The organism is Halomonas sp. KX33721 (assembly GCF_001596805.1).
Taxonomy (GTDB): domain Bacteria; phylum Pseudomonadota; class Gammaproteobacteria; order Pseudomonadales; family Halomonadaceae; genus Vreelandella; species Vreelandella aquamarina.
In genome coordinates this window covers 22618-39304 of the sequence record NZ_LVIA01000026.1, presented here as the reverse complement: position 1 = coordinate 39304, position 16687 = coordinate 22618, and the positions used below count along the sequence as shown (strand labels likewise).

Below are 16687 nucleotides of genomic sequence, written 5' to 3'. Positions count from 1 at the left end.
GCTTTGGCGGCGGCCCTGCCATGATACCGCTGGTCCGCGCGGAGGTCGTGACACGCCACCAGTGGCTAACGGATGAAGAGTTTGCCGACGTGCTCGCCATCGGCAATACCCTACCCGGCCCCATCGCCACCAAAATGCCCGGCTATATTGGCTACCGGGTAGCGGGCATCAGCGGCTGCGCGGCGGCCGTCATTGCCGTTATCCTACCGATGATCGTGGCCATGATTGTGATGTTAGGAATTTTTAGCCGCTACCGCGACGTTGGCTGGATTCGCGGTATGGGACAAGCGGTCATTCCGGTAGTCATGGTCATGATGGCTCAGCTCACCTGGGACTTCTTCGATAAATCCAAAGCCGCCCTTGGCTGGCTAATCAGCATCGCTATGGCGGTCATCGCAGGCGCGGTGATTTATTGGCTAGGCGTACATCCCGGCTGGGTGATTGGGGCTATTCTGCTGGCGGCCCTCCTACGTCCATCCCGTAAAAAACGCGCGGAGGGTGCCGCATGATTTATTGGGATCTCTTTTTAGCGTTTTTTATTCCTAACATTATTGGTTATGGCGGTGGCCCCGCCATTATTCCGCTCATTGAAGCAGAAGTGGTAGGCCGCTACGGCTGGATGACCTCGCAGGGTTTTGCTGAAACGCTGGCGCTCGGCAACGCACTCCCCAGCCCGATTGCCACCAAAATGGCGGGCTATGTGGGCTATGAAGTTGCCGGTATTGGCGGGGCATTTGTGGCTGTTGCCGCGACGGTCATTCCCTCACTCCTGCTGATGCTTGGCGCTTTGGGGCTTTTATATCGCCACCGCGACTCCCCGCGCGTTAAACGCATGAGCCAATGGGTACGACCAGTGATTGCCATGATGATGGCATGGCTTACCCTCAGTTTTTTCACAGAAAGTATGGCGGCAAGCGGCCTCCTCCACACGCTGATTATCGGTATCGTGGCCACGATTGCGCTTGTGCGCTTTAACACCCATCCCGCCTTTGTTGTTATCGGCGCCTTGGTTTATGGAGGGCTCTTCATTTCTTAATAAGGATAAAAATACTGGCTAAAGTGGGTGAGTTGTTAAGCCGCGCTCACTTATTGGAGCTGGTGTGGGGGGATCAAAGGCGATGTGTCGACGCGTACGGATACTCAGTCAGCCGTTTGCGACGCAAGTTAGAGCTGGACGGTCGGCACGTGCTGCGCCTACGCAGCGTGTACCAATCAGGCTACCGTATGGAAGTGTGCAGTATCTCTACTGTGGAGCAAGCGGCCAATTGACATAAAAAAGCCGACCTAGCGGTCGGCCAAAAGCTGATGAGAGTCTGCAGACTGGCAAATTGCCTGCAGCGATGCCTGGGGAAGGCATCGCCAAAACGCTGGTTCAAGCGGCTTGGCGATGCCCTCTTTGAGCATGACGCCCTTTACGAGAGTAGCTGCCCTTCCCTTTCTTCGGCGTTTGCTGCTGCATTTTGAACATAGGGGTACGTAACTGCGCTTTGAGCGCGTTTTCGCCAACCTTGTGCTTTTTCATAGAATACTCCTGGTTTATTAAGAGACGCTTAACCGGGCAGTGGAAGCCTCCGCTCCTATGAACATTCGCGTCGCCATCGGTTCCTGCCAGCACGGTAGTTTTCAATAAGCCCCATGAGATACCGAATGGCCGACCGTACTGCTGCTGGCCAACATCGCACCTAGAGACATCGTCATGCACTCCTGACTCTCCTCTCCACCGCCTCGTTTGATAGCGTGTTAACGAATATGGGGAGAGCCTTTGAAGACTTCAACCCCAGCGTTTAAAACGCTTAGTAAAAGAACACGACTCGGCTATCAATGCTGCTGCCAGCACTGCGTTTGAGAGAGTCGAGCGGCGGGGCTGTGGGCCACCATGCTCACCACACTCCCCACCATAATGAGGCAGGGCGATGGCAGCGGCTGAGCGGCAAGCGTTCGGGCATATCGGCTAGCGTGCCCACCAGGGACTGCTGCTCGGGCTGGCTGGCGTTGGCCACCAGCATGATAGGCCACGTATCGGGCAGGCCCGCTTGGCGCAGGCCATGGCAAATGGCGGCCACTTTGGAGAGCCCCATGTAGAACACCAGGGTCTCGTCTTGACGCGCCAGCGATGCCCAGTCCGGCATACCGCCTTCCCGGCATAGCTGAGCCGTAATAAAACGCACCTGCTGGGCGTGGCCGCGATCAGTAAGCGGAATTCCCATCCCCGCCGCTGCGGCGGAGGCGGCGGTAATACCCGGCACAATCTCTGCGGGCAGCTCGGCCTCTGCCAGAGCCGCTAACTCTTCGCCCATGCGCCCAAACACGCCAGGGTCGCCGCCCTTCAAGCGCACTACCGATTTGCCTGACTGGGCCAGGGAGACGATCAGCGCACCAATTTCTGCCTGAGGCATGCTGTGGTGGCCGCTGGCTTTGCCGACATAGTAGCGCTCGGCACCCGGAGGAATGAGCCCTAACACCTCGTCCCCGACAAGGCGGTCATACACTACTGCGTCTGCCTGCATTAGCAACCGCGCGGCTTTTAACGTCAGCAGCTCGACATCGCCGCTGCCTGCGCCGACTAAATAGACGGTTCCCGGCTGGCACTCACCGCTTAACGGCAGGTGTAAACGAGCGGCGGTGTCGCGACTAAAAGGCGCCCACGCCCGCTGACCCAAGCGCCACAGCGCGTCAGGCCACTTCTGTGTTAGCTGTTTGCTTAGCGCGCGCATGGGGCCGCTCCTCTTCAAGTATCGCTTTTAGTTCGGGTAGGCAGCTGCCGCACTGGGTGCCGCAGGCCAGTCGTGCGCCTAACGCTTCAACGCTGGTATCGCCCGCATGAATCGCTTTCACAATGCTGGCTTGGCCAACCTGGTGGCAGCTGCACACCACCGGGCCGGTATCGACAGCACCATCATCGCACCCGGCCAGCAGGCGTCTACGGTGCTGTGTCTCCAGGGTAGCGTCATTGAAGCGCGCTTCAAGCCAGGCAACCCCGGGCAGCTCGTCGGGTGGCCCCACCATCAACCACCAGCGCAGCCGCCCGTTCACTACTCCTGCTGCGCGCAGCCTACCCGTTGCCGGGTCGTCACACCACAAAGAGACAGGCATGCCGCACCACGCTTCCACCTGCACCAGCCAATCCTTAACTGGCTGGCTATCCGCTAGCTGCCAACGGGTGCAGCTTGCCATCGGAATGCGCGCCCAGTAGTCGCTGCGACACCAGGGCGATGGTTGCGTACCCAACTCGTTGGCTAGCAGCAGCGTCGCCTGCCAAGCAATGGAGAGTTTACTCACCGCCACCGCCCCCTGCTTGGCTTCCGGCTGCCCGGAGAGCGGGTCAGTATAGCCTTTAATCAGTGCACCGCTGCGACCCTGCTTGGTAAAGCAGTCGGTCCAGTGCATCGGCACGAAGACTTCGCCTCGGCGCTGGGCGTTGGAAACCCGCACCCGCCCACGGTACTCCCCGGCGGCAGCGGTCAATGTCGCCAAGCTTTGATCTGTTAAGCCTGCCTGAGCAGCATCGTCTGGGTGCAGCTCGATGAACGGTTCGGCGCGGTGGTTCATCAAACGCGGCGAACGGGCGGTACGCGTCATGGTGTGCCACTGATCCCGCACGCGACCGGTATTCAAGCGCAGCGGGTAGTCGTCGCTCAGCGGCTGCGCCGGTGGTCGCGGCGTAATCGGCAGCAGTTTGGCTCGGCCATTCGCCGTAGCAAACCGGCCATCTTCAAACAGCCTTGCCGTGCCGCGAGGAGCCTGCTGAGTCACGGGCCACTGGATCGGTGCGAGCGCATCATAAGCCGCTTGGCCCAGGCCTACCAGCCCTGAGATATCGAACAGCCGCTGGGTCTCGCCGCTATTCTCATAGCTAGAGAGGCGTGCGTGCTCATCGAAAATCTCCCACGGGTGGGTATAGCTGAACGCCTCACTAAAACCTAACCGCTTAGCCACTTCGCAGAGTATCCACCAGTCGTGCTTCGCTTCGCCAGGAGGAGGCAGCATCCCCCGCTGGCGGGAAATTCGCCGCTCTGAGTTGGTCACCGTGCCATCCTTCTCCGACCAACCCGACGCGGGCAGCACGATATCCGCAAAGGGCAGCAGGTCAGTATTGGCGACGCACTCCGAAACGATCACCAGCGGGCATTTTGCCAGCGCGCTGCGCACTTTCTCCCCATCCGGCATGCTCACCGCCGGATTGGTCGCCATCACCCACAGGGCGGTAATCTCGCCACGCTCGATGGCATCAAAGAGCTCTACCGCTTTGTAACCCGGGGCGTCAGGCAGTGCCGGGGCTAAATGCTCAGTAGCCCAAAAGCGGCTGACTAACTCGCGAGCGCCAGGCGTGTGGTAATCCATATGCGCCGCTAGCTGATTGGCTAGCCCGCCCACTTCTCGCCCGCCCATGGCGTTGGGCTGGCCGGTGATCGAAAACGGCCCCGCCCCCGGCAGGCCGATTTTCCCGCCCGCTAGGTGGCAGTTGATAATCGCGTTGCACTTATCGGTACCGCTGGAGGATTGATTCACCCCCTGTGAGTAGAGTGTGACCACGTGCAGCTGGCTGGAAAACCAGTAGTAGAAGGTTTCCAGGCGTTCCGGGTCCACATCACACTCGCGAGCAGCGGCTTCCACGCTGCCTGCACTCTCTCCTACACTCTGTCCTGAATTCTGCCGAGCGGCATTCAGCGCATCTTCCAGCCCTTCGGTGTGGCGTTCTAGGTACACGCTATCCAAACGATTGTGGGCGTCCATCCACGCCAACAGCCCGTTAAACAGGTAAGCATCGCTGCCTGGACGAATGCCTAGGTAGAGATCAGCGATCTCACAGCTGTCAGTCACTCGGGGGTCAATCACCACGACCCGCATCAGCGGGTTGCGCTCTTTGGCAACCTTCAAGCGCTGATAGAGCACCGGGTGATTCCAGGCAAGGTTAGACCCTACCAGCACCACCAGCTCTGCCTCTTCTAGGTCTTCATAGCTGCAAGGCACCGCATCGGCTCCAAAGGCGCGCTTGTAGCCCGCCACGGCAGATGCCATGCAGAGCCGCGAGTTGGTATCCAGGTGCGGAGTGCCCAAGAAGCCTTTAAACAGCTTGTTGGCAACGTAATAATCTTCGGTTAAGAGTTGCCCAGACAGATACGCCGCCACCGACTGCGGGCCATGGGCGCTGCGCTGCGCTTGCAAGCGTTCGGCGGTGGTGGTGAGCGCCTGCTCCCAAGAGACCTCCTGGCCGTCCACGCGCGGCTTCAGCAAGCGCCCCTGCTCTCCTAGCGTTTCGTGCAGCGCGGTGCCTTTCACGCACAGGCGGCCATAGTTGGCTGGGTGCTCGCGGTCTCCTTCGACGGCGATGAGCTGCCCGTTCTCCAGTGTGGCGGTAACGCCGCAGCCGACGCCGCAGTAGGGGCAGGTGGTTCGGGCGAGCCGATTGGCCTGTGGCATGGCAGTTTCCTCCGGCGTTAAAAAGCAAAAAGCGCCCAAGCCAGCCTCGAAAGAAGCCTGCCTGGACGCCGTTGTCTCAGGGGCACCGCTTACCGGGTGCCGTACTCATCAGTGATTTGCTGCAGTTGGTATTGTTCGACGCAATTAGTCGTTGTGATCGTTATGGGCAAAGACCCTGCACTGAGCCGTTGTTGCTTGTTACTGGAATAACTGCAAACCCTGCGCCCACGCTGCGCTAAAACCATTAAAATAATTAATAAACAATAATTTATAAACGCAGCCTGCATTTCTACTACTCGCCAAAGGAATGCTCTTTGTCGAATAAGCGGCTGAAGAGAGTGCATTAACCGCCGCTTAAGCACCAAAGTGGGGCAAACCTAGCTAACCATGAGCGGCCTGCCGCCTCCTCAAAAACGCTTAATACCCTGATTAGGCTGAATTAAATCCACCGACGGCAAAAGCTGGCGGGCTTTTTGCTCACCATAAGATAAGACAGCTCGGCAGCCAACGGCGGTTGCTGCGCGTTATCAACGACGCTAACGGGCAACGACGCCCCTGATACTCCCTTCTTGAAAGGGCTGTGTCAGGGGCGTTTTTTTATTTGCTGAACATTATGCTTCAACCACAGGAGCTACCTATGGAAACCGCTTCCCGGTGCTCACCGAACGAACACCTCGTCATTATCGGTAACGGCATGGCTTGCCACCGACTACTTGAAGCGCTGGTTAACCATCCGCAGCGCCCCCGCCGTATCACAGTGGTGGGTGAGGAGCCGGTACCTGCCTATAACCGCATTTTGCTCTCTCCTTTACTGGCGGGCGAACTGGCGCCCGAGGCGCTCACTCTGCAAGACGCCTCCTGGTACGCCGATAACAACATCACACTGACGCTTGGCGACCGCGTGACCTCCATCGACCGCGAACGCCGCCTGCTCCTCACGCATCGCGGCGACATCTTAAGCTATGACCGATTAGTGATGGCCACTGGCTCGCGCCCCACGCTGCCAGCGGTGCCTGGCATCACGCTTGACGGTGTTCATACGTTTCGTGACCTGCGCGATGCCGACGCCTTAGAAGCTATTGCTCAGCAAGGCGGCAACGCCGTGGTGATTGGCGGCGGCTTACTTGGATTGGAAGCCGCTGAAGGGCTGCGCAAACGCGGCGGTAGCGCGCTCACCGTCAGCGTTTTACAGCGCAGCGAGCGGTTGATGAACCGCCAGCTAGACACCACCGCCGCCCAATTGCTGGAAGCCACGCTGCGCGAGCGTGGCATCATCATTGAAACCGGCGCATCGCTTGCTGCCTTGGAGGGTAACGGCCACGGGCAGGTGCAGTCGGTCACACTAAGCGATGGCCGGAAGCTAGCTGCCGACAGCGTGATTGTCGCGGCGGGTATTACCCCCAATGCGGAGCTAGGCCAGCAAAGCGGGCTTATGTTCGACCGCGCCATTGTGGTGGATGGGCACCTCACCACCTCAGACGACCACATTTATGCGCTGGGCGAATGCTGCCAGTTCGAGCAGCACACTTACGGGCTGGTGGAACCCATTTGGCGGCAGGTGGAGGTGCTGGCTGCCGTGCTGTGTGGTGAAACGCCAGCGGCGTATCAAGAAGCCCCCACGGCCACCAAACTCAAGGTCAGCGGTGTCAGCCTGTTTGCCTTTGGTCCCACCGAGGCCGCCGCTAAGCACGAAGAGCTTCGTTACCAAGACCCGGAAACCGGCGACTACTGCCGCCTGCTGCTCCATCAAGGCCGCCTTATCGGCGCGGTGCTGTATGGCGATACCCGCCACGGCCCCTGGTATTTCGAGCAGGCGCTGGCCGCAACCGATCTCACCGCGTGCCGCCACCTGTTGCTGTTTGGCGCAACCGATGCCCAAACAGCGCTCGATAACCATCTCGACAACCCTCTCGACACCCTGTCATCCCCTTTATCTCTCACCCGTGAGGCGGCTTAGCTATGGTGAATCACACAATGTCTACTCCAACCACGTCTTCCAACAAGCAAAAGCTGATCATTGTAGGCAACGGCATGGTCGGTCACCATTTTGCCGAGCAGCTCGTGGAAAGCGGCGCGCTGGCGGGGTTTGAGGTAACGATATTTGGCGAAGAGCGCCACCGCGCCTACGACCGCGTGCACTTATCCGAGTACTTTAGCGGCCGCGATGCGGAGTCGCTTGCGCTGTGCGACGCCGATTACTACCGCACCCACGGCATTCAACTACGCAGCGGCGAAGCGGTCACCGCGATTGACCGCGAACAGCAGCTGGTGGTGACCGAACAGGGCCACTACGCCTATGACAAGCTCGTGCTGGCCACCGGCTCTTTTCCCTTTGTGCCGCCCATTCCCGGCAACGACAGCGAAGGCTGCTTGGTTTACCGTACGTTGGATGACTTGGATGCCATTCAGGCAGCGGCCAAAAACGCCACCAACGGCGTGGTGGTCGGTGGCGGTTTACTCGGTTTGGAAGCCGCCAACGCGCTGCGCGGGCTGAACCTGGACACCGCCGTGGTGGAGTTCGCCCCACGCCTGATGCCCATGCAGGTAGATAGCGAAGGCGGCGAGCTGCTGAAAGAGAAAATCGAAGCCCTCGGTGTTCAGGTACTCACCGAGCGGGCCACCCAGCGTATCGAACCCGGCGACACCAGCCGCCTGCGGATGGTCTTCCAAGATGACAAAGTGCTGGAAACCGACCTGATCGTCTTTTCCGCCGGTATTCGCCCCCAGGATACGCTGGCCCGGGAGTGCGGCTTAACCATTGGCGAGCGCGGCGGCGTGGTGATCGATGACCAGTGCCGCACCAACGACCCGAATATCCTCGCCATCGGCGAGGTAGCGCTGTGGAACCAGAGCATCTTCGGCCTCGTGGCGCCTGGCTACCAAATGGCCAAAACGGCCGTCGCCACGCTGACGGGGGGCGATATTTGTTTTAGCGGCGCCGATATGAGCACCAAACTAAAACTGCTGGGTGTGGATGTCGGCTCCATTGGCGATGCCCACGGCAACCAGAACCCTGGCGCCCGCATGTTCCGATACCTCGACCCGCTCACTCAGGTCTACCGCAAACTGGTCGTCACCAGCGACGGTAAGAAGCTGCTGGGGGCCATGCTGGTGGGCGATAACAGTGTGTATGACACGCTGTTGCAGTACTACGCCAACGGCATCGAGCTGCCTAAGGAACCCGCATCGCTTATTCTGCCGCAACAAAGCGGTGCTGCCCCGGCGCTGGGGCCGGATGCCTTGCCGGAAACGGCGATGATCTGCTCCTGCCACAACGTGACGAAAGGCAGCATCTGCAGTGCCATCGACGCGGGCGCGGCTGACCTTGGCAGCGTTAAAGGCGCCACCAAAGCCAGCACCGGCTGCGGCGGCTGCGCGGCGCTGCTCAAAAGCGTGGTGGATCACGAATTGGAGGCCCGCGGCGTCGAAGTGGATAAATCGATCTGCGAGCACTTCGCCCATACCCGCCAAGGGCTTTACGACATCGTACGTGTCGAAGGCATCAAGACATTCAGCGAGCTGATGCAGAAACACGGCAATCAAGAGACGCATCGCCTGGGCTGTGATATCTGCAAACCGGCGGTGGCCTCGATTCTCGCCTCCTGCTTCAACGAACCGATTACCGATGCCGCCCACGTGCCGCTGCAGGATACCAACGACACCTTCATGGCCAATATGCAGAAAAACGGCACCTACTCGGTGGTGCCGCGCATCGCCGGCGGTGAAATCACCCCGGATAAGCTGGTGGTGCTGGGGCAAGTGGCCCAGAAATACCAGCTCTACACCAAGATTACCGGCGGCCAGCGCATCGACCTGTTCGGCGCACGGCTGGAAGACCTGCCGGCCATTTGGGGCGAACTGATTGAAGCAGGCTTTGAGACCGGCCACGCCTACGGCAAGTCGCTGCGCACCGTGAAATCTTGCGTCGGCAGTACCTGGTGCCGCTACGGCGTACAGGACAGCGTGGGCATGGCGATTCAGTTAGAGAACCGTTACAAGGGCCTGCGCGCACCGCACAAGATCAAGTTCGGAGTTTCCGGCTGTACCCGCGAGTGCGCCGAAGCGCAGAGCAAAGACATTGGCATTATCGCCACCGAAAACGGCTGGAACCTCTACGTGTGCGGCAACGGCGGCATGCGCCCCCGCCATGCGGAACTCTTCGCCACCGATTTAGATGACGAGCAACTCTACCGCACCATCGACCGCTTTTTGATGTTCTACGTACGCACCGCCGACCGCTTGCAGCGCACCTCGGTATGGCGGGAAAACCTGGAAGGCGGCCTGGACTACCTGAAGGAGGTGATTCTGGAAGACAGCCTGGGTATCAACGATGAGCTGGAGCGCCAAATGCAGCATGTGGTGGATAGCTACCAGTGCGAGTGGGCCAACGCCATCAGCGACCCGGAAAAGCTCAAGCGTTTTAGAAACTTCGTGAACGATGCACGGCCCGACCCTTCCATCATCATGACCTCCGAGCGCGGCCAGCTACGCCCTGCTTAACCCAGTGACCACCGAATCGAGGACGACCATGACCGCCACCGCACTCAAACTATCGAACCACAACGACACTTGGCAGCCGCTCTGCACCAGAGCAGACCTCGTGGCCTTTTCCGGCGTTGCCGCATGGCTGAGCACACCGGAAGGCCCCGCCCAAGTGGCGCTGTTCTATTTGCCCGGCCACGCGCAAGAACTCTATGCCCTGGACCACTTCGATCCTTTCTCGAAGGCCTATGTGATTGCCCGCGGTATCGTCGGCGATATCAAGGGCAGCCCCGCGGTGGCCTCTCCGATCTACAAACAGCACTTCCGCTTGGAAGATGGGCAGTGCCTGGAGGACGACAGCCAACAGCTACGCGTCTGGCGCGTGGGTTTTAAGGGCGATGAAGTATGGATTGAGGGCTAATAGACTCACCAGTAAATAGCGCCGCCGCCAAGCGGCGTTATTTTACTGTGGTATAAACCACTGACATTTCCCACCTTGATGTTGCTATGCTTCCCAGCCTCTTGATTCGCTAGGCATGGGAGCCATACGTTCGTGAAGACAGAATCCAGTACGTTAGCCTTTTCCGCCTTCATGGCGCTGCTCATTGGCTGTGCCGGTATCGTGGCCACCTTGGCCTCGAACTCCCAGGCCATCCTATTGGATGGCTTGTTCAATCTTATCTACTTTAGCGTAGCGCTGGTGACCATCAAGGTCAGCAAGCTTGCCAGCCGCCCAGATAGCGAGTCGTACCCCTTTGGCTACAGCTACTTCGAGTCGTTGGTTAATTTATGCAAAGGTTTGCTGATTTTTGGGGTATCGATCTTCGCACTGGTGGATGCCGTGGCCGCACTGCTTACCGGTGGGCGAGAAATTTCCGCTGGGCTTGCGGTGATTTATGCACTGTTCGCGACCGCCGCCTGCTCGCTCACTGCCTGGGTCATGCAGCGTAGTCAACGCCATGTGAGTAGCCCCTTGGTGGCCGCCGACAAACTCAACTGGCTGGTCAATAGTGTGATTTCAGGAGCCGTACTCGCGGCTTTTTGCTTAGTAATGCTGTTTGAGCGCCTAGGCTGGCGAGCGGTGTTGCCCTATGTGGATTCCGTATTGGTGATTGCAGTGGTGGTGCTCTGCCTGGGGGTGCCCGTGCGCATGGCATCGCAAGCGCTAAGAGAGCTGCTCAACAAAACTCCGGAAGAAGCCGTCGCCGAACCGGTGCGCCAAGCCGTTGCCCGTGGCCTTGCCGATATCGATACCCTGGAGATGCGCGTGCGTATGGTGCGCCCCGGCCGCCTGCTTTACGTCATCGTCCACGTGGTACTCCCCAAAGACCTCCCAGAGGCGACATTGGCAAACCAAGACGCGCTGCGTCAGCGCATCGATGAAGAAGTACGCCGCTACTACTCGCCAGTGGTGTGCGACGTGGTGTTCACCGCTGACAACCGCTGGGCAGCGCCCTCTTGTGGGCTGCTGGTGGAGAAGTCCGCTAGCTAACCCCTGACACGTAAAGAGCGGCCCGTAGGCCGCCTTATAAGTGACAATCCCAATCATCGCAGCGTGCTATTTAAGCTCCCGCTTACCATCCACTAAGCGGGAAACACTCATGGGGTTCTCATCTTTCAAGACATCTGGAAGTAGCTCTTCCGGAAGTGATTGGTAACAGACAGGACGAAGGAAACGATGTATAGCGGCAGTACCGACAGAGGTAGTACGGGAATCAGACGTCGCTGGGAACGGTCCGCCGTGCACCATGGCATGACACACTTCGACCCCAGTGGGCCAGCCATTGGCAAGAATGCGCCCCGCTTTACGTTCAAGGGTGGGCAGCAGCGTTTTCGCAGCATCAATGTCCGCATCGTCCATTTGCAGCGTTGCGGTGAGCTGACCTTCTAGCTGTTCAGCAACACGCCTCACCTCAGACATATCAGCGCATTCAATGACCAACGAGCTGGCGCCGAACACTTCGGCTTGCAGCGTTTCAGAAGCAAGGAAATCGCTCGCTGAAGCGGCGAACAAAGCGGTCTGGCACTGATAGTCGCTACCCGTTTGGCCACGGGCGATCTCACGCACGTTGGCTGCGCCACCCAGACTGGAAACGCCTTCTTGATAGGCATGATGAATACCTGGCGTCAGCATGGTCTGTGCGCCGCTAGCTTCTACTTCACCGCGTGCCACTTCGATGAAGGCATCCAGCTCAGGGCCTTTTACCGCAATCACCAAGCCAGGGTTGGTGCAGAACTGGCCCGCGCCCATGTTGAGCGAGCCAACAAACGCTTCACCCAGCGCTTTACCGCGGGCTTTAAGCGCCTCCGGCAACACGAATACTGGGTTAATGCTGCTCATCTCAGCGTATACCGGAATTGGTTGAGGCCGCGCTTGGGCTGTTTTCATTAGCGCCATACCGCCACTGCGCGAACCAGTGAAACCAACCGCTTGAATGCGCGGATCATCTACCAGCGCCTGGCCGATTTCATTACCGGCACCAAACAGCAGTGAGAACACACCTTCCGGTAGGTTGCAGGTTTTTACAGCTTTTTGAATCGCCTGACCGACGAGTTCAGAGGTACCTGGGTGCGCCGAGTGGCCTTTTACCACGACCGGGCAACCAGCGGCGAGCGCAGACGCGGTATCACCACCCGCGACTGAGAACGCCAACGGGAAGTTGCTGGCGCCGAACACCGCTACTGGGCCCAAAGCAATATGGCGTTGGCGCAAATCCGCACGTGGCAGCGGCTGGCGCTCAGGCATAGCCGGGTCAATGCGTACGTCCAGCCACTCACCGGCTCGAACTACAGAAGCAAACAACCGCAGTTGCCCGCAGGTTCTACCCCGCTCACCTTCGATGCGCGCTTGCGGCAGGCCGGTTTCGGCTATGGCGCGCTCAATCAGTTCACTGCCGATGGCTTCAATTTCATTGGCGATGGTTTCAAGAAACGTAGCGCGCTCTTCGAGGGATGTCTCGCGGTAAATGCCATAGGCCGCTTCAGCCAGCTCGCAAGCTTGCTCAACATGGGCTCGACTACCACCCACATATACGGGCTCTAGCTTTTCACCAGTGGCAGGGTTCACCGCTTGAATGTTGGCTTGAGTTCCGATCACTGCTTTTTGACCGATTAGCATTTCGCCTCGAATCGTCATAGGTCGCTCCTTATAGGGATCAAGTACAATCACTGTTCGCGATACTGGGCATATGTGTCGCGCGCCCGATTGAGGTGCTGAAACATCGTTTCGCGGGCGGCTTGCGCATCGCGGGCAAGAATCGCTTCAAGTATGTAAGTGTGTTCTTCCTGAACACACTCTAAATAGCGCTCTGAAGAGATCGGGTTAATATCACTGCTTAAAAGCTTGGCGCGAGGAATGACACTCTGACTCCACTGCTTGTAAAAGGATTGAAAGAAGGGGTTTTTGGTCGCTGTGGCAATCGCAAAGTGGAAAAGATAATCCTCTTCACGGGCCTGATTTTTTGCAACAATTGCTTTACTAAATGCCAAATGTTGCGCTTCAAGCCGCTGACGGTCTCCATCGTCATAACGTAAAGCCGCTAACTCCGCAGCCGCTGGCTCAAGCGTTAACCGTAGCTCTAGCAAGTGCAGAATATCTTCCACCGTAGTGGGGTTAATACGCTCGGCAGGTCTCGCCTCAACGGACGAGGAACGCAGCACAGAAGTCCCCACCCCTCGCCGTGTTTCAACCATACCCAAAGACTTAAGGTGAGTAATTGCCTCACGAATCACCGTACGGCTAACACCAAAAGACTCACACAGACTACTTTCAGTGGGCAGCTTCTCACCCACCGCTACTTTTCCCTGGGTGATCAACGCTTCTAATTGCTCAGCCACATGCACAGACAAGCTACCTTGCTTAGCAACTTTATGAAAGTCTAATTGTGTGCTATCTGATGGCATTTCCTCACCTTTATATTATTCAAAACCTTGAATAGGTTTTATGGACTAGCAAACTAACGTAACAATGCAGGTCTTTTAGGATCGAATTCCCAACCAGAAATTAGATATTGCATCGCCATAGCATCGTTGCGTTGGGTAACGTCAAGAGTTTTATAAAGGCGATGCGCCTCCATAAGCTTTGATTCATCTAACTCGACACCTAAACCTGCCGTTTTCGGTACTTTCAACTTGCCATCACGAATCAAAAATGGCTCTTTGGTAATGCGCTGGCCATCTTGCCAAATCCAATGTGTGTCAATAGCGGTAATTTCACCAGGACAGGCAGCGGCTACATGGGTCATCATGGCAAGTGAAATATCGAAGTGGTTATTACTATGGGATCCCCAGGTCATGCCCCACTCATTGCATAGCTCGCCCACCATCACCGCACCTTGCATAGTCCAAAAGTGACAGTCAGCCAGCGGTATATCTACCGCATTGAGCTGCACTGCATACTGAAGCTGCTTGAAGTCAGTCGCGATCATATTTGTCGCTGTCGGCAACCCTGTACGCTTTTTAAACTCAGCCATGGTTTCACGCCCAGAGTATCCCTCCTCTTGTCCACAGGGATCCTCCGCATAACTTAGCAAATCCTTAATAGGCTCTAGCACCCGTACAGCTTCATCAAGCTTCCATGCGCCATTGGGATCAAGTGTCAAACGGGCATCAGGAAATGCTTCATGTAGCGCTCGGATGCAGTCAGCCTCTTCTTCGCCGCTTAACACTCCCCCTTTTAGTTTAAAGTCCTTAAAACCATAACGCTCGAATGCAGCTTTGGCCAAACTCGCTACAGCATCAGGGGTCAAGGCTTCCTTGTAGCGCACTTCATCCCAAGCATCCTTAGGCGAAAATGCTTTCTGATAAGGCAAGTCAGTCTTATCAGGGTCTCCGAGAAGGAAGAGATAACCTAAAGCTTCTACTTCATCGCGCTGGCGCCCGTACTGCCCCAGAAGATCCGCTACAGGCAGCTGCAAGGCTTGGCCATAAAGGTCAAGCAACGCTGATTCAATACCCGTAATGACATGCACCGCTACGCGTAGATCGAATGTCTGTCGACCACGCTCTTCACGACCATTTTGGGATAATACAAAGCGTGCTTTATTAAGCGTCTGCTTAAAAAGGTTAACACGAGAGCCTTCTACACTATCACGGCATTGTTCGAGTCCTTTAAGGATGCCATCACTGGAAGGAATTTCTCCTACCCCTTTATTTCCAGCGTCATCTTCAAGTATGACAACGCAGCGGATAAACCAAGGGGCGTGCCCACCACTAAGGTTCAACAAAAAACCATCGTAGCCGGCAACAGGGACTACTTTCATTGATTTTACTTTAGGAAACATAGTGATCAGTCCTAAGTTAGTACTTTTTTTATATTTAGCGTTCTGCCACAAGCTAAATGCTAGGAACAACAACGCAACGACTAAAAAACGCCAGGCTTATTGGACGAAGAACAAAGACTGACCAATCGCCCCCTGACACCAACAATGCACGCCTCAGGTTTGACTCTGCAATTGGCCCCAGAATCATTCCTAAAATGACTGGCGCTGTTCCAAAACCATACTTGTTTAAGAAAAACCCGAGAACACCGAAGACCAACATCAGATAAACATTGAATATATTAGAGTCTACGGCATAAACACCAATCACACAAAAGACCAGAATCATAGCCATAAGAAGCTTGCGTGGTATTTGCAGTATCTTAATAAACAACCTAATCCCAAACCATTGAAACAGCATCATAAAGATATTGGCAACAAAGAAGGCGATAAAAATTCCATAAATAATGGCGCCTTGTTCTGTAAACAATGTAGGGCCTGGGCGTATACCTTGAATCATTAACCCTCCCATTAAAACGGCGGTCGCAGCTTCTCCAGGCACCCCAAGCGTTAGCATAGGGATTAGCGACCCTCCCACTAATGAGTTATTAGAAGATTCAGAGGCAATAATCCCTTCCGAGTGCCCCTTGCCAAACCTCTCAGGTGTTTTCGACATTTTTTTTGCTTGATCATAGGACAGAAAGGAGGCGATGCTTCCCCCAGCCCCTGGAATAGCCCCCACAATGGTTCCAATCACCGAGCTACTTAATACAACACGCCAGTGCTTGATGACCTCTAACCAACGAGGCGATGCTTTATCGACAGAAGTAGTAGAAGTATCGGCTTTTTCCGTTTTGAAGTAATCGACGACATCCGCTAACACCTGTGAAACAGCAAAAAGACCGATAAGAGCGGGTAATAGATTGATCCCTGTTAGCAGCGACATATTTCCATAGGTGAAACGCATGCTGCCTACCATCGGATCCGACCCGACTGTTGCCAACAATAGGCCTATCAAGCCAGCGGCGAGACCCTTTGCTAGATTTTTAGACACAGAAGCAATGATAACCAAGCCAAAAATACTTAGCGAAAAATATTCCGGTGCACCGAACCGTAAAGCAAACTCAGCGATTGGCGGTGCAAGTATGCTTAACACCACCGCACTGAATATCCCTCCTAGAAAAGAAGCAACAATGGCAATGCCTAGTGCTCGCCCGGCTTGCCCACTACGTGCCATAGGGAAGGCATCTAGCGTTGTTGCGACTGAAGAAGGAGTGCCTGGAATATTAAGTAGCGTTGCCGATACGGAGCCACCAGCGATGGCACCACATAGCGTACCTAGCAGCATTCCCACTCCCATGACCGGAGGCATCCCAAACGTCAGAGGAAGTAATAACGCGATTGCCATGGCCGCAGTTAAACCTGGTAATGCCCCCATCACAAGTCCAAGTAGTGTTCCACCTGCAATCGCTAGTAACACATATCCCTGAAAAACAAGCCCTAGCGCATCAATATAGTCATTCATG

The 16687-nt window shown here is 56.5% G+C and carries 13 protein-coding genes and 1 pseudogene; 7 read left to right on the top strand and 7 right to left on the bottom strand.

Going from position 1 to position 16687, the window contains the following annotated elements; genetic code table 11:
- The first annotated feature begins 20 nt into the window (after positions 1–20).
- From A3220_RS10465 to A3220_RS16945, 3 genes are read left to right on the top strand one after another with little or no spacing between them, the layout of a single operon-like run.
- Positions 21–509: a chromate transporter gene (locus A3220_RS10465; RefSeq protein ID WP_354702736.1), complete on the top strand. Its 489-nt coding sequence runs from the start codon at positions 21–23 to the stop codon at positions 507–509.
- Positions 506–1036 (top strand): chromate transporter, encoded by a 531-nt coding sequence (locus A3220_RS10460; RefSeq protein WP_044628975.1) that lies wholly within the window; start codon positions 506–508, stop codon positions 1034–1036. Before A3220_RS10465 ends, A3220_RS10460 begins: the two co-directional genes overlap by 4 nt.
- Before the next feature lie 23 nt (positions 1037–1059).
- Complete coding sequence (locus A3220_RS16945; protein ID WP_275041228.1) at positions 1060–1269, top strand: helix-turn-helix domain-containing protein; 210 nt, start codon at positions 1060–1062, stop codon at positions 1267–1269.
- Positions 1270–1372: 103 nt separating this feature from the next.
- Here A3220_RS16945 and arfA read toward each other — a convergent pair whose 3' ends face one another.
- The 3 genes and pseudogenes from arfA to A3220_RS10450 all read right to left on the bottom strand — a co-directional run bounded on the left by arfA (position 1373) and on the right by A3220_RS10450 (position 5421).
- Complete coding sequence (gene arfA, locus A3220_RS16940) at positions 1373–1522, bottom strand: alternative ribosome rescue factor ArfA (RefSeq protein ID WP_074210948.1); 150 nt, start codon at positions 1520–1522, stop codon at positions 1373–1375.
- A 296-nt stretch (positions 1523–1818) separates the two neighbouring features.
- A pseudogene (gene cobA, locus A3220_RS10455) lies at positions 1819–2714 on the bottom strand (uroporphyrinogen-III C-methyltransferase).
- The gene (locus A3220_RS10450) at positions 2674–5421 is read right to left on the bottom strand and encodes a nitrate reductase (protein ID WP_062374747.1); all 2748 of its coding nucleotides are present in this window, start codon (positions 5419–5421) and stop codon (positions 2674–2676) included. The pseudogene cobA and the gene A3220_RS10450 overlap by 41 nt, the downstream one beginning before the upstream one ends.
- A 637-nt stretch (positions 5422–6058) precedes the next feature.
- Here A3220_RS10450 and A3220_RS10445 point away from each other — a divergent pair.
- The 4 genes from A3220_RS10445 to A3220_RS10430 all read left to right on the top strand — a co-directional run bounded on the left by A3220_RS10445 (position 6059) and on the right by A3220_RS10430 (position 11395).
- Positions 6059–7378 (top strand): FAD-dependent oxidoreductase, encoded by a 1320-nt coding sequence (locus A3220_RS10445; RefSeq protein ID WP_062374746.1) that lies wholly within the window; start codon positions 6059–6061, stop codon positions 7376–7378.
- A 17-nt stretch (positions 7379–7395) separates the two neighbouring features.
- Positions 7396–9921 (top strand): nitrite reductase large subunit NirB, encoded by a 2526-nt coding sequence (gene nirB, locus A3220_RS10440; RefSeq protein ID WP_062374804.1) that lies wholly within the window; start codon positions 7396–7398, stop codon positions 9919–9921.
- A gap of 28 nt (positions 9922–9949) precedes the next feature.
- The gene (gene nirD / locus A3220_RS10435) at positions 9950–10324 is read left to right on the top strand and encodes a nitrite reductase small subunit NirD (RefSeq protein WP_044628971.1); all 375 of its coding nucleotides are present in this window, start codon (positions 9950–9952) and stop codon (positions 10322–10324) included.
- Between the two features lie 132 nt (positions 10325–10456).
- Positions 10457–11395 (top strand): cation diffusion facilitator family transporter, encoded by a 939-nt coding sequence (locus A3220_RS10430; RefSeq protein ID WP_062374744.1) that lies wholly within the window; start codon positions 10457–10459, stop codon positions 11393–11395.
- Positions 11396–11461: 66 nt separating this feature from the next.
- On the opposite strand, the gene A3220_RS10425 is transcribed toward A3220_RS10430, so the two are convergent.
- From A3220_RS10425 to A3220_RS10410, 4 genes are read right to left on the bottom strand one after another with little or no spacing between them, the layout of a single operon-like run.
- Positions 11462–13039 carry an aldehyde dehydrogenase (NADP(+)) gene (locus A3220_RS10425; RefSeq protein ID WP_062374742.1) on the bottom strand — a complete coding sequence of 526 codons (1578 nt, stop codon included), beginning with the start codon at positions 13037–13039 and terminating at the stop codon, positions 11462–11464.
- 29 nt (positions 13040–13068) lie between these two features.
- Positions 13069–13806, bottom strand: coding sequence for a FadR/GntR family transcriptional regulator (locus A3220_RS10420; protein WP_062374739.1), 738 nt, complete (start codon positions 13804–13806; stop codon positions 13069–13071).
- A 53-nt stretch (positions 13807–13859) separates the two neighbouring features.
- On the bottom strand, positions 13860–15185 hold the full coding sequence (locus A3220_RS10415) for an enolase C-terminal domain-like protein (RefSeq protein ID WP_062374737.1): 1326 nt from the start codon (positions 15183–15185) through the stop codon (positions 13860–13862).
- A gap of 52 nt (positions 15186–15237) precedes the next feature.
- Positions 15238–16686 (bottom strand): tripartite tricarboxylate transporter permease, encoded by a 1449-nt coding sequence (locus A3220_RS10410; protein ID WP_062374734.1) that lies wholly within the window; start codon positions 16684–16686, stop codon positions 15238–15240.
- Between the last annotated feature and the right edge of the window lies 1 nt (position 16687).

Coding starts and splice junctions, on each gene's coding strand:
- A3220_RS10425 (WP_062374742.1), bottom strand. CDS start 13,039: ATGACGATTCGAGGCGAAATGCTAATCGGTCAAAAAGCAGTGATCGGA.
- A3220_RS10410 (WP_062374734.1), bottom strand. CDS start 16,686: ATGAATGACTATATTGATGCGCTAGGGCTTGTTTTTCAGGGATATGTG.
- A3220_RS10465 (WP_354702736.1), top strand. CDS start 21: ATGATACCGCTGGTCCGCGCGGAGGTCGTGACACGCCACCAGTGGCTA.
- nirD (WP_044628971.1), top strand. CDS start 9,950: ATGACCGCCACCGCACTCAAACTATCGAACCACAACGACACTTGGCAG.
- A3220_RS10460 (WP_044628975.1), top strand. CDS start 506: ATGATTTATTGGGATCTCTTTTTAGCGTTTTTTATTCCTAACATTATT.
- A3220_RS10415 (WP_062374737.1), bottom strand. CDS start 15,185: ATGTTTCCTAAAGTAAAATCAATGAAAGTAGTCCCTGTTGCCGGCTAC.
- A3220_RS10450 (WP_062374747.1), bottom strand. CDS start 5,421: ATGCCACAGGCCAATCGGCTCGCCCGAACCACCTGCCCCTACTGCGGC.
- A3220_RS10445 (WP_062374746.1), top strand. CDS start 6,059: ATGGAAACCGCTTCCCGGTGCTCACCGAACGAACACCTCGTCATTATC.
- A3220_RS10420 (WP_062374739.1), bottom strand. CDS start 13,806: ATGCCATCAGATAGCACACAATTAGACTTTCATAAAGTTGCTAAGCAA.
- arfA (WP_074210948.1), bottom strand. CDS start 1,522: ATGAAAAAGCACAAGGTTGGCGAAAACGCGCTCAAAGCGCAGTTACGT.
- nirB (WP_062374804.1), top strand. CDS start 7,396: ATGTCTACTCCAACCACGTCTTCCAACAAGCAAAAGCTGATCATTGTA.